12 protein-coding genes and 1 pseudogene are annotated in these 19,289 nt (G+C 49.0%); 8 read left to right on the top strand and 5 right to left on the bottom strand.

The features are described 5' to 3' along the window. The first annotated feature begins 121 nt into the window (after positions 1–121). Positions 122–1,117, top strand: coding sequence for a D-alanine--D-alanine ligase (locus tag JCM15908_RS00855; protein ID WP_025001895.1), 996 nt, complete (start codon positions 122–124; stop codon positions 1,115–1,117). Between the two features lie 129 nt (positions 1,118–1,246). On the opposite strand, the gene JCM15908_RS00850 is transcribed toward JCM15908_RS00855, so the two are convergent. Next, positions 1,247–3,055, bottom strand: coding sequence for an Omp28-related outer membrane protein (locus tag JCM15908_RS00850; RefSeq protein ID WP_084607789.1), 1,809 nt, complete (start codon positions 3,053–3,055; stop codon positions 1,247–1,249). A 662-nt stretch (positions 3,056–3,717) separates the two neighbouring features. Between JCM15908_RS00850 and JCM15908_RS11470 the strand changes: the two genes are divergently transcribed. Next, on the top strand, positions 3,718–4,887 hold the full coding sequence (locus JCM15908_RS11470; RefSeq protein WP_234396343.1) for a BspA family leucine-rich repeat surface protein: 1,170 nt from the start codon (positions 3,718–3,720) through the stop codon (positions 4,885–4,887). Between the two features lie 316 nt (positions 4,888–5,203). Then, positions 5,204–5,647: an HU family DNA-binding protein gene (locus JCM15908_RS00835; protein ID WP_025001892.1), complete on the top strand. Its 444-nt coding sequence runs from the start codon at positions 5,204–5,206 to the stop codon at positions 5,645–5,647. A 447-nt stretch (positions 5,648–6,094) separates the two neighbouring features. Here the strand turns inward: JCM15908_RS00835 and JCM15908_RS00830 are convergent, their stop codons facing one another. Both JCM15908_RS00830 and kbl read right to left on the bottom strand, forming a co-directional pair. Beyond that, entirely contained in the window at positions 6,095–10,387 is a 4,293-nt protein-coding gene (locus JCM15908_RS00830) for a choice-of-anchor J domain-containing protein (RefSeq protein ID WP_025001891.1), read from the bottom strand. A 1,111-nt stretch (positions 10,388–11,498) separates the two neighbouring features. Continuing rightward, the gene (gene kbl, locus JCM15908_RS00820; protein WP_025001890.1) at positions 11,499–12,686 is read right to left on the bottom strand and encodes a glycine C-acetyltransferase; all 1,188 of its coding nucleotides are present in this window, start codon (positions 12,684–12,686) and stop codon (positions 11,499–11,501) included. Positions 12,687–12,867: 181 nt separating this feature from the next. Here kbl and JCM15908_RS00815 point away from each other — a divergent pair, with 181 nt between their 5' ends. After that, a complete protein-coding gene (locus JCM15908_RS00815) occupies positions 12,868–13,821 on the top strand; it encodes an NAD-dependent epimerase/dehydratase family protein (protein ID WP_025001889.1) in 954 nt (317 codons plus the stop codon). Between the two features lie 326 nt (positions 13,822–14,147). Here JCM15908_RS00815 and JCM15908_RS00810 read toward each other — a convergent pair whose 3' ends face one another. Further along, positions 14,148–14,912, bottom strand: a complete 765-nt coding sequence (locus JCM15908_RS00810; RefSeq protein WP_025001888.1) for a UDP-2,3-diacylglucosamine diphosphatase — start codon at positions 14,910–14,912, stop codon at positions 14,148–14,150. Positions 14,913–15,047: 135 nt separating this feature from the next. Continuing rightward, entirely contained in the window at positions 15,048–15,368 is a 321-nt protein-coding gene (locus JCM15908_RS00805) for a metal-sulfur cluster assembly factor (protein ID WP_025001887.1), read from the bottom strand. A gap of 719 nt (positions 15,369–16,087) precedes the next feature. Here JCM15908_RS00805 and JCM15908_RS00800 point away from each other — a divergent pair. The 4 genes and pseudogenes from JCM15908_RS00800 (at position 16,088) to JCM15908_RS00780 (ending at position 19,269) form a co-directional block, all read left to right on the top strand. Next, a complete protein-coding gene (locus tag JCM15908_RS00800) occupies positions 16,088–16,594 on the top strand; it encodes an arginine repressor (protein WP_025001886.1) in 507 nt (168 codons plus the stop codon). Positions 16,595–16,652: 58 nt separating this feature from the next. Then, positions 16,653–17,428 (top strand): annotated as a pseudogene (locus JCM15908_RS11460) (pyrroline-5-carboxylate reductase family protein). A 598-nt stretch (positions 17,429–18,026) separates the two neighbouring features. Continuing rightward, a complete protein-coding gene (locus JCM15908_RS00785; protein WP_444543838.1) occupies positions 18,027–18,926 on the top strand; it encodes an IS256 family transposase, variant Zn-binding type in 900 nt (299 codons plus the stop codon). A 136-nt stretch (positions 18,927–19,062) separates the two neighbouring features. Then, positions 19,063–19,269: a hypothetical protein gene (locus tag JCM15908_RS00780; protein WP_025001883.1), complete on the top strand. Its 207-nt coding sequence runs from the start codon at positions 19,063–19,065 to the stop codon at positions 19,267–19,269. The last annotated feature ends 20 nt before the right edge of the window (positions 19,270–19,289 follow it).

The following is a 19,289-nucleotide window of genomic DNA, read 5'->3' as shown; positions in this document are numbered from 1 at the left end:
TTGCCGGCTTGGACCGCCCATACCACCGAAACAAGAAAAAACAAATACAACAACGCCCATCGCATTTCAGCAATCTGCCTCTTACGAAGAGGTGCGGAAATGGGATGAAACAAAGAAAGCAATGAACCAAATGAAGCGAACTATTGCCATCGTCTGCGGTGGCGACTCTTCCGAATATGACGTCTCCCTGCGCTCGGCACAGGGACTTTACTCTTTCTTCGACAAGGAGCGATACGACATCTACATCGTAGACGTAAAAGGAACAGACTGGCACGTCAATCTTGAGAACGGCGACACGGCTCCCATCGACCGCAACGACTTCTCCTTTCTCAGGGACGGCAAGGCTGTCGTCTTCGACTATGCCTACATAACCATACATGGACAGCCGGGCGAAAACGGCGTCATGCAGGGCTACTTTGAGCTGATTCATCTTCCCTACTCTACCTGCAGCGTGCTTGTCGAAGCCATGACTTTCGACAAATACGTCCTGAACAACTACCTGCGTGGCTTCGGTATCAATGTGGCTGACAGCATCTTGCTCCGCCGTGGCGAAAGCTACGACGAGAGAGAGATTGAAAAGCGCATCGGCATGCCGTGCTTCGTGAAGCCTGCAGCCGACGGCAGCAGCTTCGGAGTGTCGAAGGTGAAGAATACCGACCAGCTCGCTCCTGCCCTCCGTGTAGCGTTCATGGAGAGCAACGAGGTAATGATAGAAAGGTACATGGATGGTATGGAAATCTCTCAAGGAGCCTACAAGACGAAGGAAAAGTCAGTGATTTTCCCCGCGACGGAGGTAGTTACGTCCAACGAATTCTTCGACTACAATGCCAAGTACAACGGTCAGGTAGAGGAAATAACTCCGGCCCGCATGCCGGAAGAGACTGCCCGGCGCGTGTCGGAGCAGACCAGCCGCATCTACGACATACTGCACGCCAACGGCATCATCCGCATCGACTACATCATAACGAAAGACAAGGAAGGAAACGATGTCATCAACATGCTCGAAATAAATACTACGCCCGGCATGACCCTGACGAGCTTCATTCCACAGCAGGTCCGGGCAGCAGGACTGGACATAAAGGATGTATTGACCGATATTGTAGAAAACCAGTTCTAAACAGAAAGCGTCTTAAACCAAGAAACCCATTCAACTTGGACGAAATGGCTTTGTTGTCTATCCTTAACAATAAGGAGAACAGCCGTTCCAAGTTGAATGGGCTTCTTGATTTAAAACGATGACCCTATCTTACTTGACAAGTATCTTCTTCATTGTTCCATCGGAAAGTTTCACGATGTTGATTCCCTTCCGCGGACTTTCTATCTTCTGGCCGTCAACCGTGTAGCGTGCTACCTCCTTGACGCTGCCTGCATCCTTGCGCACGTCGGAGATGGCATCGGTAACTTCCTGAAGAAGCGGAACGCGTGCGCTGTTCTCTACGGCACTCTTCAGCTTGTCATCCGGATTATAGTTGTTGATGAACGCCACGACCTGAAGGTCCTTGGTCTTCCATGCAGCCCTGTCTCTAACTTTAGCAGCGTCAGGGTTACCTTTATTAATATCGAAGCTATAGGTCTTGGTGAAAGTATTCTTATTCCACTCTATGGCATCGCCCCAAATGCTGTTGTAGGCACGGATGACATGCTGGTGAACGAACTTGCCCTGCGCACCGCTCTGGCTGCGTGCGTCGATATTATCCTCAATGATATAAACCGTCAGGAATCTACCCTCCGTATTGAACGAGGCATTTTTCTGTCCGACAATCGTCAGGTTCACCTTCGACGTATCAGCATTGACTTCCGAACGTATGCTCAACATGCAGTTGGCTCCCCTCTCCATCTCTTGGTCGAAGTAAGACATCAGCTCTATCTTGCTCTGCGGAAGGAAGACATTGTCAGACGTTGCGCCATCCTCCGGAGCAGAAGGAGTGAATATCGGCAGACGGTTTATCATCATGGCAGGTGCATAGGTGCCCTTGTCATTGTAAAGCCATGTCAGCGGTTCGTCGCAATCCTGAGTAAGCCAGTCGGTATGGTATGCGGAGTGGTGGCATACGGCAAACACGCGGTTCTTGTATTCTGCCTTTTCCTCCAATGCACTATGCAGATAGCCTGCCACGCGAGGGCAGTTGGGACAACGCTCCGTCGTGAACTCCTCTGCAAGCACGTTGCGCTCGAAGATGAAGTCAGCAACAAGGCTGTTGTTAGACAGGTCTTCGTCAGTTCCCTCTCCGAGTTCGGAAATGGTGAAAGTAATCTCCTCGTTGGTATCAAAATTGCGGTGTGCGTCGAAGTCAATATTGATGGTCTTCAACTCCCGGCTTGCCAACGATTCCTTGCACGGCACGACAGCTATCTCGCCATTCTGGTCAGCAATGCGAATCTTGAAATCGCTGACCGTGCGGAGAGCCAAGTTCGTTACGTTCATCTTGGCATAATAGGTAGTGGGCGAAACCGACTCCTTCGGGCCTAAGATAACGGAGTTCAGCTCAAGGTCATACTGCGGCATCTTGTCGCCTACGAAAACGCCCTCGATGCTAAGAACCCCGGCATCCTTGATATCCTCCCACTTTCCGTTCAGGTTGATGAAGGAAGTGCCGTTCCTCGGGCTTCCGACCACCGAGATGGCATAAACTTCCGCTCTCTGGTAGCAGGTATAGCCTATGTAAAGCTCACCGCTTTCATTGCCGATACTGACGGGAGCGGACAACTCCACCTCGTTCCAGCCCTTGTTGATCTTCTGTCCCTCGCTTCTCTTGAGCAGGCCCTCCGAGATATTGGCACCGTCCAAGCCGGAGCGGACCCATACCCTTACGGAGTCTACATTGACGCGCGAAGCCAAGCCCACGCGGACAGAGGCAATGCGATTGCCTACATACTTCTTTACCATAGCGGCAGGCAGATGAATAGCGGCAGAAACGTCGCCCTTGTCTTTCTTGCCATATACGCTCGCCTTGGCAACTTCTCCCATGCAATAGCCTATCGCCAAGGAGTCTTCCTTGGCCTGAACAAGCATTGATGAGAAAATACATAACATTGTGAATAAAATTTTTCTCATGTGTTTATCGGTTAAAAATGAATAAGTCAGAGTACATAAATTTTTCCGTGCAAAGATACAAAAAAGTTTTATACAATCAAATTTTTGCTGCTATATTATATGTAATTTGTAATTGAAAAGGCATCAAAACAACTTTTATATAATTGCCCTGCCATTCCCCCACCGTTGCAGAACCTGCACAATGGGCACAAAGGGAGCAGCACAGCCCTTGCATCCGAGGGGAGTATACAGGAAATGCACGGGAAACGGGGAAAATTGACGAACTTTTCCTTGCCACTCTCAATAAAAAGGGCTAATTTTGAACGTGAATTGAAAACAATCAACTTAACCGCACAAGACACCACTACAGGAATGTCGGCAACCACAGGCAAGTATCTTCACGACAAGGAGATGCGGGCGGAGCTTTCTAATTCTGCCAACCATGCAAAGCCTACAGAACACTGACACCTGCACAGGGACGCGTACACACAAAGCAGCCAACGACCCCACGTCTGCCTGATGTGCAAAACGAACACCCAACCTGTAGGGACAGACCCCGTGTCTGTCCGAAAACGAGAAACAAACTGGAACAGATTAACAGACGGACACGCACAGGACGCGTCCACACAAGCAGAAACATCAATCATCCAAACAAACACATATAGCTATCAAACAAACAAAAAATGAAAACAAATCTATTCAAAAACATGACGACGGCGATAGCCGCGCTGTTCATCGCAATGGCGACACTGCCACAAAAGGCAACGGCACAGGCCAAGGAAGCCTACGTGGTAGTCAGCGAAGACCAGACCACCCTGACCTTCTACTACGATGCACAGCGCGCGGACAGAAAGGGCACCGTCTGGGGCATCGGCGACACGCAGAAGGATGAGAAAGGAAAAATTTATCCGGCTTGGGCAGGAACTTCTTTTATCCAATCGAACGAGACAATTACCACTGCCGTATTCAACGCATCGTTCAAGGACTACCGGCCGACAAGCACCAGACTGTGGTTTGGCTATTGTTCCACACTTAAGGAAATCGGAGACATGGAGAACCTCAACACTGAGGACGTTACCGACATGGGCTACATGTTCGCTGAATGCGATGCCCTGAAATCACTCGACCTGTCGGGATTCAACACCAAGAACGTAACCAACATGAAAGCCATGTTCATTAGCTGCTATGCCCTGCAATCGCTCGACCTATCGGGATTCAACACGGAGAACGTTACCGACATGGAAGCTATGTTCGCTGGATGCGAGGGCCTGAAATCGCTCGACCTATCGGGATTCAACACCAAGAACGTTACCAACATGAGCGGCATGTTCTATAACGGCACCAACCTGCAATCGCTCGACCTGTCGGGATTCGACACGGAGAACGTTACCGACATGAGCAGCATGTTCTATAACTGCGAAACCCTGAAATCGCTCAACCTGTCGGGATTCAACACGGAGAACGTTACCGACATGTACACCATGTTCGCTGGCTGCGATGTCCAGTCGCTCGACCTGTCGGGATTCAACACCAAGAACGTTACCGACATGAGATACATGTTTTCCGGCTGCGATGCCCTCACCACCATCTATAATAACGATACGTGGACGTGCGGGAAATCAGAAGGAATGTTCTCCGACTGCACGCAGCTCGTAGGCGCGGTGGCATACGACAATAGCAAGACGGACGTAACGATGGCCAACCCCGAGACGGGCTACTTCACGAGGAAGACCGCAGACGGCATAGCCTCAGCAGCCACCGGCGCGGCCCCACAGCCCAAGGGCATATACAGCCTGCAGGCGTCAGCATGGGCACGTCGCCCGACAGACTGCCGGACGGTATCTACATCGTAGACGGACGGAAAATAGTGAAAAAGTAGGGACACAGACGCGCGGCAGGAAGCACCTGCAAGACCGAAAGAAAGTGCCTCTCCGCAGAAAGCTCGCGAGCATGTTCCTGAAAGCTCAAGACCATATTTAAAAGAGTTGGCGAACTTTTTGCAAAAAGTTGGCGAACTTTTTTGAAAAAGTTGGCGAACTTTTCAAACATTGATGATTTACTCCTAAAAGGAAGATAATTTTCAGGTTGCCAAAAGCGCGACCGTCTCTGCGGGTTTAATGGTTTCCGGCTCGCATGAGACTGACAACAGGAAACCGATTTATCATTATCATGGCAAACAAGCCTTTACAATTCATTTTGAGAGAGCGAAAGCTCAACATCGGCAAACAGGATGGAAAAGTCGTAGTAGTGGCACTGCCCACGGGACGCCACCGCGTAGACTTCCGAAACTTCTGTGCACGCGTGGCCAGGGCTACAACCTTCAGCCCACAGGAGGTGCTGGCAGTGCTGAACCTTGCCACCGAGATAGCGCGCGACATCGTTGCCAACGGCGACATTGTCGAATTCGGCGACCTCGGCACGCTCAAGCCCTCGTTCAAGAGCAAGTCCGTGGAGAAAGGCAAGACCTTCCGCGCTCAGGAACACATCGAGAAGCCCGTGGTGAAATTCGTGCCCTCGCGCAAGTATTTCACGCTGACCGACGTTACCTACGAACAGGTGAAGGACAGCAAGAAAAAGGAATCATCGGAAGAAGAAAATCCTGTTCTGCCGTAAGCCTGCCGCCAAGAACCGCAGGTATCTGAAAACGGGCCGCCCCGACGCACAGCAGTCGGGGCGGCCTTTTGTTTCCGTCTGTACCGGCTGTCCGCATGGCCTTCCGTTTCCGTCTGTACGGGTATCGGGCGGTGCGGACAACCTTTCCCGTATCTGCCGACCCGCAAAACAGCCACCTCCGCATCTGTCAATAAACAAAACCACCCACCTGTAGGGACAGGCCCCGTGCCTGTCCGCAACAAAACGAACAAAACAAGCAGACAGACGCAACACAGCGATACAGATCCCGATGCGGACAGACACGCGGTCTGTCCCTACAAATTAGAAAACAAAAAAGCGATGCGCTGAAAACAATGTTTCAACGCACCGCAACAAAATGAATTACTCTTCCGTAAACGAATCACGGACTTATCCCCCGAAGGAGATATATCTACATTTTCACTGCGACTACTTCACAGTTACATTAAAGGTCTTGGAGCCAACCTTGACGAGATACTGTCCGCGCTGTACGGGAACGGTAACCTCGCTGCGGTTGTCGGCATGGAATACCAATACGCCGCCTGCGGTGTAGACATATACCGGCTCGCCGCCGATATTCTCAACCTTGATGGCACCATTGGATGTGCGGACGGACAGCGTGTTGTCGCCCAGAGAAGAGATTGTGTTGACAACGGTTGTGGCTGCATCGTTGGAGAATACAGACTCACCGTCGGAAACATAATTCACCTTCACGTTGTAAACATGCATGCCGTTAGCAGCCTTGTCGTCGACGAACGAATGTACGCCGGCATCAACAGAGGCAATCTTCTCACCATCGCGGAAGATGGTGTAACCTGCTACCTTCAGCTTGCCGTTGTGGTACGTAATGTCGTCAATGAGCAGAGCAAGCTTGTCGTTTGAGATGCAGTGGATGGCAAAGTACTTGGTTCCCTCTGGGAGGTCGGCAGTGTACTCAGACCAGATGTCGCCTTCAGGATTGTTCTTGCTGATTACCTTGAAGCTCTCGGGATTGTCGTCGGTCGTCGAATAGAGAATTTCGAAGGTCTCGGGAACATAGGTCAGTGAAGCACCCTTCGCCCAGAGGCTGATAGTCTGTGCGTCTCCCTTCAGTTCCGGCGAAATCAGCCAGTCGTCGTTGACAGACTCTCCTGTCTCGGAATAAGCTGCAAAGCTGGCGAGATACTGGCTGCCGGAATGAGCCTTGTAGCGCGGCAGTGCGCCGAGTCCACATTCGGCTGCGTCGAAGACGATGAAAGCCTGCGGTACGCCCAAGTTCTCCCATCTGAATCCTTCTACGCCTGTTGTCGGCAGCTGGTCTCTGTCAATTACGGTCCAGTCTCCAAAGGCATCGATGGTCCATGTCTCATAGCCTTCCATGTCGTCGATGATGGTGCGGTCGAGCGATGCCGGCTCGCTCCACTTCAGGTTCACGACGTTGCCCTCGCCGCTTGTCGAAGCCGTGAGGTCGACAACTGTCGGCAGTTCAGGCTGCTTGACGGTTACGGCTACATCTTCGGTCGTGTTGTCGGCCGGAGCAAGCTCTTCCTTATAATTGGCAACGGCATGTACGTTTACGGTACCTTCTTCCTCAATCTTGGGAACGTAGGTGAACTCGTAGGTCTTGTCCTCGAACATCTTCAGCGTACCGCCGTCTACGCTCTCCACAAGGCGTTTGCCTGCATAGAGGTCAACGGTGAAGCCAGATGCGGTCTCGGAACCATTGTTCTTGACATTTACGTTAACGGTCATCGGCTTTCCGACAGTACCTGCGGTAGGACACTTGATGGAAGCAGCCAGATTGTACTTGTACATGTCCATGATGAGGAAGTTGTCAAGTGCAGTCAGTACGGTCGTCTCATTGCTTTCTATGCGGAACTTGATAATGGTGTAAGGTGCATCCTTAACATCGGTCAGGTTCACGATAGCCTGACGCCATCCTGCACTTCCGGTCAAGGTCTTGAAGTAGATTTCTGCAACCTCTTCCTTGTCCTTACCTGCCGGATAAGCCTCAACGATGAGCTTCACGTCCTTCTGAGGTACGGCATAGTAGTTGAACATGAGTTCAGGGTTGGTAGCACTCTGCAGGGCAATCTTTCCTGAATTGAACGATGCCCACTGTCCGATGGCACCAGACTGCCAGAATACACAGCCATCGTCGCCGTCGGCAGACATTTCGTTTGTTGCCTTGAAATCAGGAGTATCGGAAGAAGAAGTCTCTACCCACCAGAAATCGTTGTATTTGAGGAGTCCGTTGACCAAAGACTCGGAATATGGCAACTCGTAAGGAGTACCCTTAACGATGATGTTGGAAATGCCATGCTCCCCCTCTTCGTTGTTTTCAGACTTAGCGGAAACATCGTAGTAGAGAACATCCTGACGTCCGTCAAGTTTCACATTCTCAATCTTGAGGCTCATCTCTTCGAGGTCGCCCTTAAGCAGCGTAGCGTCGCCGGTCTCCGGGTCAACGCTGTAAACATTGTATGTAACATTCTCGTCATCCACGTAGCCGCCATTTGCACCTATCTTGCCCGGAGTTTCCCAAGACAGACCGAGAGTTCCGTCAAGGTTGTCCTTCAGCGTGATGTTGCGCGGTGCAACAGGAACGTCGTATCCAACGAACACAGAGCACTTGGCCTTCATGCCAGTTCCAACAGCGTTTGTTGCAGCAACGGTATATGTAACAAGACCGTTTGTAACAGCATCGTCGGTATAGGTCAGGTCTGCACCCGGCTGTGGATTGTCAAATGTCTTAATGAGTTCCTCGCCGCGGAACAACTCAATCTTGGACAAAGAAGTCAGTTCGTCCTTCTTGATGGTCTGCGTAGGTGCCTTGAAGGAGATTGTAACCTGTGGTGCTCCCTCTGCGCCTGCAACGGCCTTGAGGTTAGTAACAGAGTCTGGCGCATCGAATGTTACACCATTTACAATTGAAATATTGTCAACATAAACAGCAAATTGTCCGGGATCACTTTCAGCATGGAATCCAACATAATAGGTGCCTGCCTCTTTAACAGAAATCTCAGCAGTGTATGTTGTAAAGTCAGACTGGTCAGGCAGCTCGGTAGTCGGAAGAATCTGCATCTTCATATCACTCGGCTTCTTTCCGTTTCCGTACCAAACAGACAGCTTCTCCGGATAGCTCGTCAATCCACGGCGTGCCTTGAAGGAAACTTTATAGAACTGCTCTGGTTCGAGACGGAGAGGCGGAGACATGAGCCAGTCGTCGGATGACACAGTCTCACTGCCCATTGCACGTGCCAAGCGGGTGCTTCCGTTCTTCATGTATTCCCATGTCTTGCCGTCTTCATTGACGTCAACGACGGTAAAGAGTCTGAACTTATTATTACTATCGAATTTCTCTGTGAAGTCAGGCTTGATAGGTGCTCCCAGTACAAATTCTCTGGTGTAAGCATGGTCGCCAATCGGATTACCTTCTTTATTAGCTGCTCCTACTTCATAATAATAGTAGTCTAACTTTCCGTTCACGTCAATAGTTTCCTCGTATGAAAGACCCTTTTGTGCCTTTGACTTAAGGCTGCCTACCCGGTAAACGTAATAGACCATATTGTCATAGTCCACATATCCGCCATGCGCACCAGACGCAGGCCTGTCCCAAGTAAGTTTCACCTGACCTGTCTCTTCGTTCAAATCCATCTTAAGGTTGGTCGGTGGAAGCGGTGTATCGAATCCTATCCACGATTCCATTTGAGCTGCCGGACTAATACCGGACTCATTAGAAGTCGTAACCTCAAAGACCGTCTGTCCTCCGTCAACTGTAAGAGGTACGCTCACCTTCTCACCGGGAACGGCAGTGCCTTGGGCCTTCTGCATGTTGTTGACTTTGACAACATAGTTAAGCGTGCCTGTCAGCTTTCCACCGGCATAAGATGTAGATGGAGCTGTGAACGTTACGTTTCCAGTTGTCGCACCTTTCTCAAAATTAATTGCAAGGTCTGAAATCTTATCAGGTGCCCCTTCTGCTGCGGCAGGGTCAGGAACATAGAGACATAGGATTTGCTCATTGTCAGGGAAGTTGGTAATCTTGGCGGCTTTACCCGTTGTGGTATCTACTTCATAAAGTCCGGAAGGGGAGCTGTAGAACGAAGCTGCCCAGTAGAGCTTGCCCGTCTTTCTGTCAAAGGTCATACTCTGCTGCCAGTAAGGCGACAGACCTGTAGGGCCGATTTTAGTTTCAGCTCCTGTATTCTTGTCAACCTTCAAGAGATTTCCGACTTTGTCGATGGCATATAATTCGCCCTCGGCATTAACTGCCATAGCCATATACCAGTCGTCCAGAGACTTGATGGTAGTTTTTTTCATGTCGGCATAATCATAGTATCCAAACTCGAAGCCTTGCATGTCCGACTGATAGAAACTACCATACAGACGCTTGGTTGCCGGGTCGTAGGAAGAAGTTACGGCTATGTTGCCCAAATCTGCAACTTCCTGAGTGCTTACGATTTTCCATGTCTTGGTATCATAAACAAAGTACTGTGCAAACGTACCGACACCTTCCATTGTTGCGTAAGTTATGAAATGGAACTGTCCGTCGAAGAATGCACCACCGCCATTGGCATTGAAGTTTTCATGCACCGCCAGCTTGTCGAGAGAAATATCCGACGAACCCTTGAACTGGTACATTCCATATCGGTACTCTGAAGGCTGGAGGTTCTCCCAAGAAGCCTGTCCCACAACATTTCCCCAAAATACAGGGGCATCGCTGCCGGCATAGAGAGGCATAGTTTGCACTGGAGGAGCAAACAAGTTCGTGTTCCCATAAGTCAATGGTATCTTCGCTGCATTGCGCAGGTAATTATTCCCTGCATACCTCTGCTGCAACTGACGAGTGTCAAGACGAGGACTTGGCTTGGCTGATGCCCCAAGATGTTTTCGAGCTTGTGAGGGAACTCGTTTTTTAAGCTCCGTGTTTGGCCCCATCGTGCGTTGGGGCCGTTGGGCACCAACAGAGAGGGGGGTGAGTAGGGCAAGGAGCAAGATGCCCAACGTGTTTAGAAACCTTTTTTTCATCATATTATAGATTTGGTGAATAATATACTAAGCTAACTGAAGATACGCACATTCCAAGGTTCTCAGTCTCCCTGCCTGACTGGCCGAAGATGAGGGAACGAAAAGACTCCATACATGACTAAATTAAACGGGGATGCTTCCGGGCAAAATGCCCTAACGCCAATAACCAAAAAGAAATGCTCAAGAATACAGATGAGCATCTGATTGGATTTCCCATACCGAACACATCTTGATATACCTACATTATATTATAAGGTATAAGAAATGCAGAAACGGCATTTAACCTGTCATCATGTCAAAGAGCTTTTAGGTTGGCAGCGTAACGGCGGCATGGCCTATGTTTTTATTTTTATGATTTCTCGTTTTATGCGAAATACTGAAAAGGTATGACTGCAATATCTATTTTATTTACATTTTCCTATCTTAGGAAAGTAGTAACTGGTAGTTTGTTGCAAAGATAATGTTTTTTATTTTGAATTGCTTTATTTTTTTGAATATTTTTTTCCTCATCAGCATAAAAAACTTCTTTCCCTATAAAAATGTCAAGATTATCTCCCCTCAAAAACATCCCGAAACAGCCAAGAGACCTACCCTCGCCTTACGCAAGAAACCCATGCAGCCTTTGGGAAAATACACAATGCCGTCAGATACGGGGAGGAGAGGTGAAAATGTTGATTTCGTTTCCTCATCCCCACTCTTTCTTGCAAAGGGAAGGAAGAAAAAATCCTGCCGAACCATACTAATCAGGTTCGACAGGACTCAATTATTTACGTTTAACAGATTCTCCATTTTCAGGGAAAGCTCCCTTGGGAAATCTGCCTTCTTATTTCAGCACGCCCAGCTCCTTGCCAATCTTGATGAAGGCAGCAATGCACTTGTCGAGCTGCTCGCGGTTGTGTCCTGCTGAGAGCTGAACACGGATACGAGCCTCACCCTTCGGAACTACCGGATAGTAGAAACCTGTTACATAGATACCCTCCTCAAGGAGTTTGGAAGCATATACCTGAGACAGCTTGGCGTCGTAGAGCATCACCGCACAGATAGCACTCTGGGTTGGCTTGATGTCGAATCCGGCTGCCATCATCTTGTCGCGGAAGTAGTTGACGTTCTCTACCAGACGGTCATGCAGCTCGTTGCTTTCCTTCAACATCTTGAACACCTCAAGGGTAGCACCGATAATGCATGGAGCGAGCGAGTTGGAGAAGAGGTAAGGACGGCTGCGCTGACGGAGCATATCGATAATTTCCTTTCGTCCGGTCGTAAATCCTCCGAGTGCACCGCCGAATGCCTTGCCGAGCGTTCCCGTATAGATATCCACCCTGCCGTAGGTCTTGCAGAGTTCGCTCACACCATGTCCCGTTGCACCAACGACACCTGCCGAGTGCGACTCGTCTACCATTACGAGAGCATCGTACTTTTCTGCCAAATCGCAAATCTTGTCAATAGGAGCCACATTGCCGTCCATGGAGAACACACCGTCGGTAACGATGATACGGAAACGCTGTGCCTGAGCCTCCTGCAAGCAACGCTCAAGGTCGGCCATGTCCGCATTGGCATAGCGGTAACGCTTTGCCTTGCAGAGGCGCACGCCATCAATGATGGAAGCGTGATTGAGCGAGTCGGAGATGATGGCATCCTGATCGGTGAACAATGGCTCGAAAACGCCACCGTTGGCATCGAAGCAGGCCGCATATAATATGGTGTCCTCTGTCTGGAAATACTCGGAGATGGCAGCCTCAAGCTCCTTGTGGCTGTCCTGCGTGCCGCAAATGAAACGGACGGACGACATACCGAATCCTCGGCGGTCCATCATCTTCTTTGCGCCCTCTACCAACCGCGGATGGTCGGACAGGCCCAAGTAGTTATTGGCACAGAAGTTAAGCACTTCCTTGCCCTTTACCTCAATTGCTGCTCTCTGCGGACTCTCAATGATTCTTTCTTCCTTGTAAAGTCCTGCCTCCTTAATCTCTGCAAGCGTAGTGCAGAGATGCTCTTTCATCTTTCCGTACATAACATTAGATTTTTAATAATACTGAAGGCAAAGTAACTCATAAAATTCGAGAAAAAAGAGGTTTTAGCCGTGTTTTTTGCCTAAAAAACCCAAAATTTAATAAATTTAAGACCTTTATTTCGTACTTTCAACAAAAAAAATGCTTAATTTGCACTCAATTAAACAAAAACTTATCGGTAATATGAAAAATGTCTTGGTTATCGGCTCTACAGGGCAGATAGGCTCTGAGCTGACCAGAGAATTGAGAAAACGCTATGGAAGCGAGAACATTGTAGCAGGTTATATCAAGGGAGCAGAGCCTACCGGCGAGCTGAAGGAGTCTGGCCCGTCCGCTGAAGCTGACGTTACCAACCCTGCAATGATTGCCGAAGTTGTGAAAAAACACAACATCGACACCATCTACAACCTTGCCGCGCTGCTTTCGGTAGTAGCAGAAAACAAGCCGCAACTGGCTTGGAAAATCGGAATCGACGGACTTTGGAATATCCTTGAGGTGGCACGCGAAAACAAGTGTGCCGTCTTCACGCCCAGTTCTATCGGCTCTTTCGGTCTGAGTACCCCACACACAAAGACCCCACAGGACACCGTACAGCGTCCGGGCACCATATATGGCGTGTCGAAGGTTACGACAGAGCTTCTCAGCGACTACTATTTCAAGAAGTACGGAGTAGACACCCGTTCGGTGCGCTTCCCGGGCTTGATTTCCTACGTTACCCCTCCGGGCGGCGGTACTACCGACTACGCTGTGGACATCTACTACTCGGCCGTACGGGGCGAGAAGTTTGTCTGCCCTATCAAGAAGGGTACGCTGATGGACATGATGTATATGCCGGACGGACTGCACGCTGCCATCTCGCTGATGGAGGCCAACCCCGACCGGCTGGTTCACCGCAACGGCTTCAACATTGCTGCCATGAGCTTCGACCCGGAAGCCATCTTCAACGTCATCAAGCGGCACAAGCCTGACTTCGAGATGGTTTACGACGTTGACCCACTCAAGCAGGGCATCGCTGACAGCTGGCCCGACAGCCTCGACGACAGCTGCGCACGTGCCGAATGGGACTGGCAGCCACAGTACGACCTTGAGTCGATGACCGTTGACATGCTGAAGAACTTGGAGGCAAAACTGAAATAAACTCCCCGGACAGGGTATCCCCGGCAGGCTCTTCCGCCTGTCGGGAGAACCTAGAAAAAGCGAAAGGTGGTTGTCATCCCGACAACCACCTTTCTTTTGACTAAACTTAATCTACAAACCTGAGTTTTATCTAAATGATGAATTGTTTATTGCATTGGCTCATTCAGCCTTACGGACTATCTGCTTGTGTTATCTTCAACACTTTGGTCTAATCCTGCTGCAAATATACACCGAAAGCCGCAAACTACCAAATTCTTTCAACGAATTATTGACTTTTATCGGTAAATTAGCCTAAATTTAACGATAAAACGCCTGTTTTGGGTATATCACGGCTGACTTTCGCCCTCTACATACTCTTCCAAGAAGATATGCTCTCCGTCAAATACCACGTAGGTGAACTGCCAAATCCAGTCTCCGAGTATGAACAGGCGCGAGTTGCGCGAGAGCGACAGGTCGAGTTCGATGTGCCGATGACCATATATATAATAGTCTATGTCGGAGTGGGTCTTCATGTATTCCCTCGTGAACCGGACAAGATACTCCCTGTCCTCGCCCATGTAGGGGGCTTCCTTGCCGTCGGCACGCTTCAGGCGGCTCTTCTTGGCCCAGTTGATTCCGAGCTGCATCCCCCACCACGGATGGAAGAAATTGAGCAGCCGCTGACAGCCGCGGTTATGGAACATCTTGCGGAGGAAGCGGAACTTCGGGTCGGGGTCGCCCAAGCCGTCGCCGTGCGCCAGATAGAACACCTTGTCGTATATCTCCGTCGTTATGGCCCGGCGGTGCAGGATGACTCCGCACTCCTCTTCCAAGTACCCATACGTCCAGATATCATGATTGCCGGTGAAGAAATGAACCTCCACGCCCATATCGGTCAGTTCCGATATCTTGCCCAGAAACCGCGTAAACCCCTTGGGAACGACATACTTGTATTCGTTCCAGAAGTCGAACATGTCGCCCAGCAGATAGACGGCTGCAGCCTTGTGCTTGATGCTGTCAAGGAAACGCACCAGTCTTCGCTCGTGCATCCGCCGATGCTCAATGGCAAGTGAACCGAGGTGGGCATCCGAAAGGAAATAGACATTCTTCATGATTGATTCTTGAATGAGGAGTGTTAAACGTATCGCAGAAGCGACGATGATTTTATGACGGGAGCTTACCGGCTGTCCGCGTCTCCCGTGACGGACACGGCATCGTGAGCCATGAAGCAGAAAGAAGACCCGTATCTATTCAAACCCAAGCTCCACCCGTGCCTCTTCCGACATCATGCTCTGGTCCCATGCCGGGTCGAAGACAAGGTTGATGTTGGCAGCCGTGATTCCCCTTACGCTCTCCACCTTGGAGCGTACATCCTCCAGAATGAAGTCGGCGGCCGGACAAGACGGTGCCGTAAAGGTCATATCCATTTCCAGACTTCCGTCGTCCTGCACGTCTATCTTGTAAATCATGCCGAGATCGTAGATGTTTACCGGAATTTCCGGGTCGTAGACTGTCTTCAACACATCTACGATTTCTTCCTCCATCTTTGTTTTTTCTGCCTGTGTCATATTGTAATCTTCAATTTATAATGGACGATTCAAACCGAAAGCCCGCCTTCCCCTATACCGGGTGCCGACTATCTTCTGCAAAGATAGTACAAGCGAGGGCAATGAAAACTTGTTTTCTAATTGCCGGGTGCAGGCTATCTTCTGCAAAGATAGTGCAAGCGAGGGCAATGAAAACTTGTTTTCTAATTGCCGAGCGCAGGCTATCTTCTGCAAAGATAACAATTATTTTTTATTATGCCCCGTAAACTGCAAATAAATAAACATTCGCGAGTTTCCGCACAAAATCTGCAACGTGGTACAAGCAGAACGCCACCCCCGGAGAGTACCCTCTCCCTGTCCCGTTTTCCGTCAAGCCTCGGCTGCAAAACGAAAGTGGCGTTTTCGCACTGCGAAAGCGGCACTTTCATGTAGCCGAAACGGCACTTTCGTTTTGCGGCCATTCTTATGCCGACACACAAGCTCTCTGCCCTGCTATTCCCGGCTTCCCGTTTCCCGCCTCCAAAGCCGCCCGTCTGTATGCGCCCCATCCTCCATGCAGATACATGCCGACGCAAGGTCCGGCAACCCGACGGGAATGGATGATTTGCTGAAAGATTATCCTTCAGCAATGCGAAAAGACACAAAAACGAGAATAAAACCAAACTTTTTATGGATAAAATTTGCATATTAGCAAAGTTATGTATATTTTTGCAGAAAGCAAACAGGTAATTATTCGACTCATGAAAGTAAAGAACAGCAGACTGGAAACACTGAAGATGCTCATTTCGAGCCTTGAGTTCAGCTCGCAGGAGGAAGTTCTCAAAGCATTGAAGAAAGAAGGATTCACGCTGACACAAGCCACCCTGAGCCGCGACCTCAAGCAGCTGAAAGTTGCAAAAGCCGCTTCGATGAACGGGAAATACGTCTATGTATTGCCCAACGAAACGATGTATAAGCGCGTAACGACCCCACGACGGGCGCAGGACATGCTGATGAAGTCGGGCTACCGCTCCATCCGCTTCTCGGGACAGCTTGCCATACTGAAGACACGGCCCGGCTATGCCAGTGCCCTCGCCTACGACATCGACAACACCGACCTCCCGGGCATCCTCGGGACAATTGCCGGAGACGACACCATCTTCATTGCCACGACCGAGACAAGCACGCACGAGGAGATACTGAAGGCTCTATCGGGCATCATTCCCGAACTGGAATACAAGGACGACGCCCCTTCGGAGACGCTATAGCAGGCGTCTGCCGGGCAGGCAGCTTCACTTACAGACAAAGAAAGATATCAAAAGACTTATGAAAATAGCAATTATAGGTGCCGGAGCCATGGGCGGTGCCGTGGCCGAAGGACTTCTGAAGAGCCACGTGGTCAAGCCTTCCGACGTGGTCGTAGCCAATCCTCACGATGACAAACTAAAGCGGTTTGCCGAGATGGGAGCCAGTATAACCACCGACAACAAGGCCGCTGCTGAGGGCGCAGACCTCGTTGCGATTGTAGTAAAACCATGGCTCGTAGAGCAGGTAGTGCGCGAAATAAAGCCCGTGTTCAATCCCCGGAAGCAGCTTCTCGCCAATATGGCGGCCTCCATCAAGAGCAGTCAGATTATTGAATGGATGGAATCGAAAGAGCTGGCCCTCTTCCAGATAATCCCGAACATCGCCATAGCCGAGCGGGCCTCCATGACCCTTATCGTCCCCGTAGGTGCATCCGCCGGCCAGACCCATGCCGTCAAAGAAGTGTTCGACGACCTTGGCGAGACCCTTATCACCGACGAGGCCCACCTCGGTGCAGGCACGACTCTCGCGAGCTGCGGCATCGCCTACGCCATGCGCTATGTCCGAGCCGCCTCCGAAGGCGGTGTGGAACTGGGATTCAAGGCAGATCTCGCCAAGGACATCGTGCTCCAGACGCTCAAGGGAGCGGTCGCCCTGCTACAGGCTAACGGCAATCATCCCGAGGCGGAGATAGACAAGGTAACGACACCGGGCGGTCTGACCATCCGGGGGCTGAACGAAATGGAGCACGCAGGGTTCACCTCGCAGTCATCCGCGGCCTGAAGGCTGCACTATAGACAAACGGCGGGACGGGAATACTGCCGGGCACATGCCTGACGACGGATGTTTCTTTCCGCTCCGATACCACTTTTGTTAGTTTTATCTGTAACTTTGTCTTTGGTGATTATAGCGATTTTTGTTTGTAATTCTTTGTTTTTAGCACTATAAAGTTACAACAAATTTCGCTAATCACCAAATTTACAAGAACTTATAATTCGTCGAACTCACATTAGTTAGAATGGCAACTAATACCATTACAATTTATGATTTAGGGAAGTTTCATTTTTATAAGAACTGATTATGGTGTTTGTTATTAATAAACTAATATTGTTGACATGATATTCTGAGTTTATTCAAGCATATTTTTGATAGTTTCTATCAGTTTGGGGTTGATGTCTTCCGGAATCCTCATGTTTCCGATAATTACTCTTCTTTCTTTAGAATGGTAATTATCTCCCCAGACTATCTTTTGTAATGCGTTATAAAAAACCTCAATATCGAAAAGACTGTTTTTATTGTTTTTTGGCGTAATGGACATTTGGTAGGATGAAACCTTCCGAATGTCCTTCATTTATTACCTTCGCAGCATTTGAAAACTTATGAATAAAAAACTGTATATGCTGCAATGGCTCAAATGTTAAAAAGAACGGTCATCGGTGTGGCTTCCAAATGTATTATTGCCGGGACTGTGATGAGCAATTCCAAGGAGAAAAGCGCATTAGAGACATAACCCTTTGGAACGAATATCTGACTGATAGACGGACGGTTTCAGAACCGGCTGTTATCCACAAATGTTCAGAGAGGACAATACGCCGCCATCTGGCATTGGCAGCGGACAATTTCAATTCTGTCTGTCCAGAGTCAGCCGTCATCATCACTGATACGACATACTTCTCCCGCAGCTTTGGTGTTATGCTGTTTATGGATGCGGAATCCGGAAAGATACTTCATCGCAAGTATGTCAGGAATGAAACGAACAGGGATTATCTTGACGGACTCAACCATATAGAAGAGTTTGGAACAGAAATAAAGTCAGTCGTATGTGACGGACACACAGGACTCTTGCAAGCTATAAACTCCTGTCCTGCACAGATGTGCCAGTTCCATCAGTTACAGATAATCAGGAGGTTACTCACGAAAGACCCACATCTGTCTGCCGGTATAGAGTTGCTGAAGTTAGTACAGAGTATGTTCCCGATGAAGAAAAATGAGTTTATATCGCTGTTTAACAAATGGTGTGAGGACTGGGAAGATTTTCTCAATGAAAGAACGGTATTGCTTTCCGGGAAAGCCACCTATATCCATAGAAGGCTAAGAACAGCAAGACGATCTATAAGAACGCATCTCAAATGGCTTTTCACCTATGAGGAACATCCTGAACTGAACATTCCTAATACGACAAACCGTTTGGAAGGATTTAACACACACATCAAAAAGGCATTATTAAATCACAACGGGTTGAATGATATTAATAAGAAGAAATTTATTGACGGGTTACTCAATACAAAAAAGTAGGCTGGATAATCCAGCCTACCAAATGTCCATTGCTAACAAGCATACAAGGTTTCAGCCTACCAAATGTCCATTACGCCTAATAATGCATTTTTCCAACTAATGCAATCACTTCCAGACAAAGTGGAAGATTAAAGGAATGAAGATACAATTAAGCAGAGAGGACAAAATAGAACTTTTGTTAGCCATTAAAAATAGTGTATGGAATACAGACAAGACACCTAACCTATTGGCAAAGTTAAGTGATAAATCTGTAAGAGTAGATACTATACCGATACTATCTGATGAGGATATACAGAAAGTTATTGAAATTAACAATGAGTTAAAAAAGAATAAAGTTATTTGATAATCAAATATGCATCAAAA

Source organism: Prevotella dentasini JCM 15908 (genome assembly GCF_000614065.1).
GTDB lineage: Bacteria > Bacteroidota > Bacteroidia > Bacteroidales > Bacteroidaceae > Prevotella > Prevotella dentasini.
The sequence above is the reverse complement of the archived record's forward strand: the minus strand, read 5'-3'. Positions and strand labels throughout refer to the sequence as shown.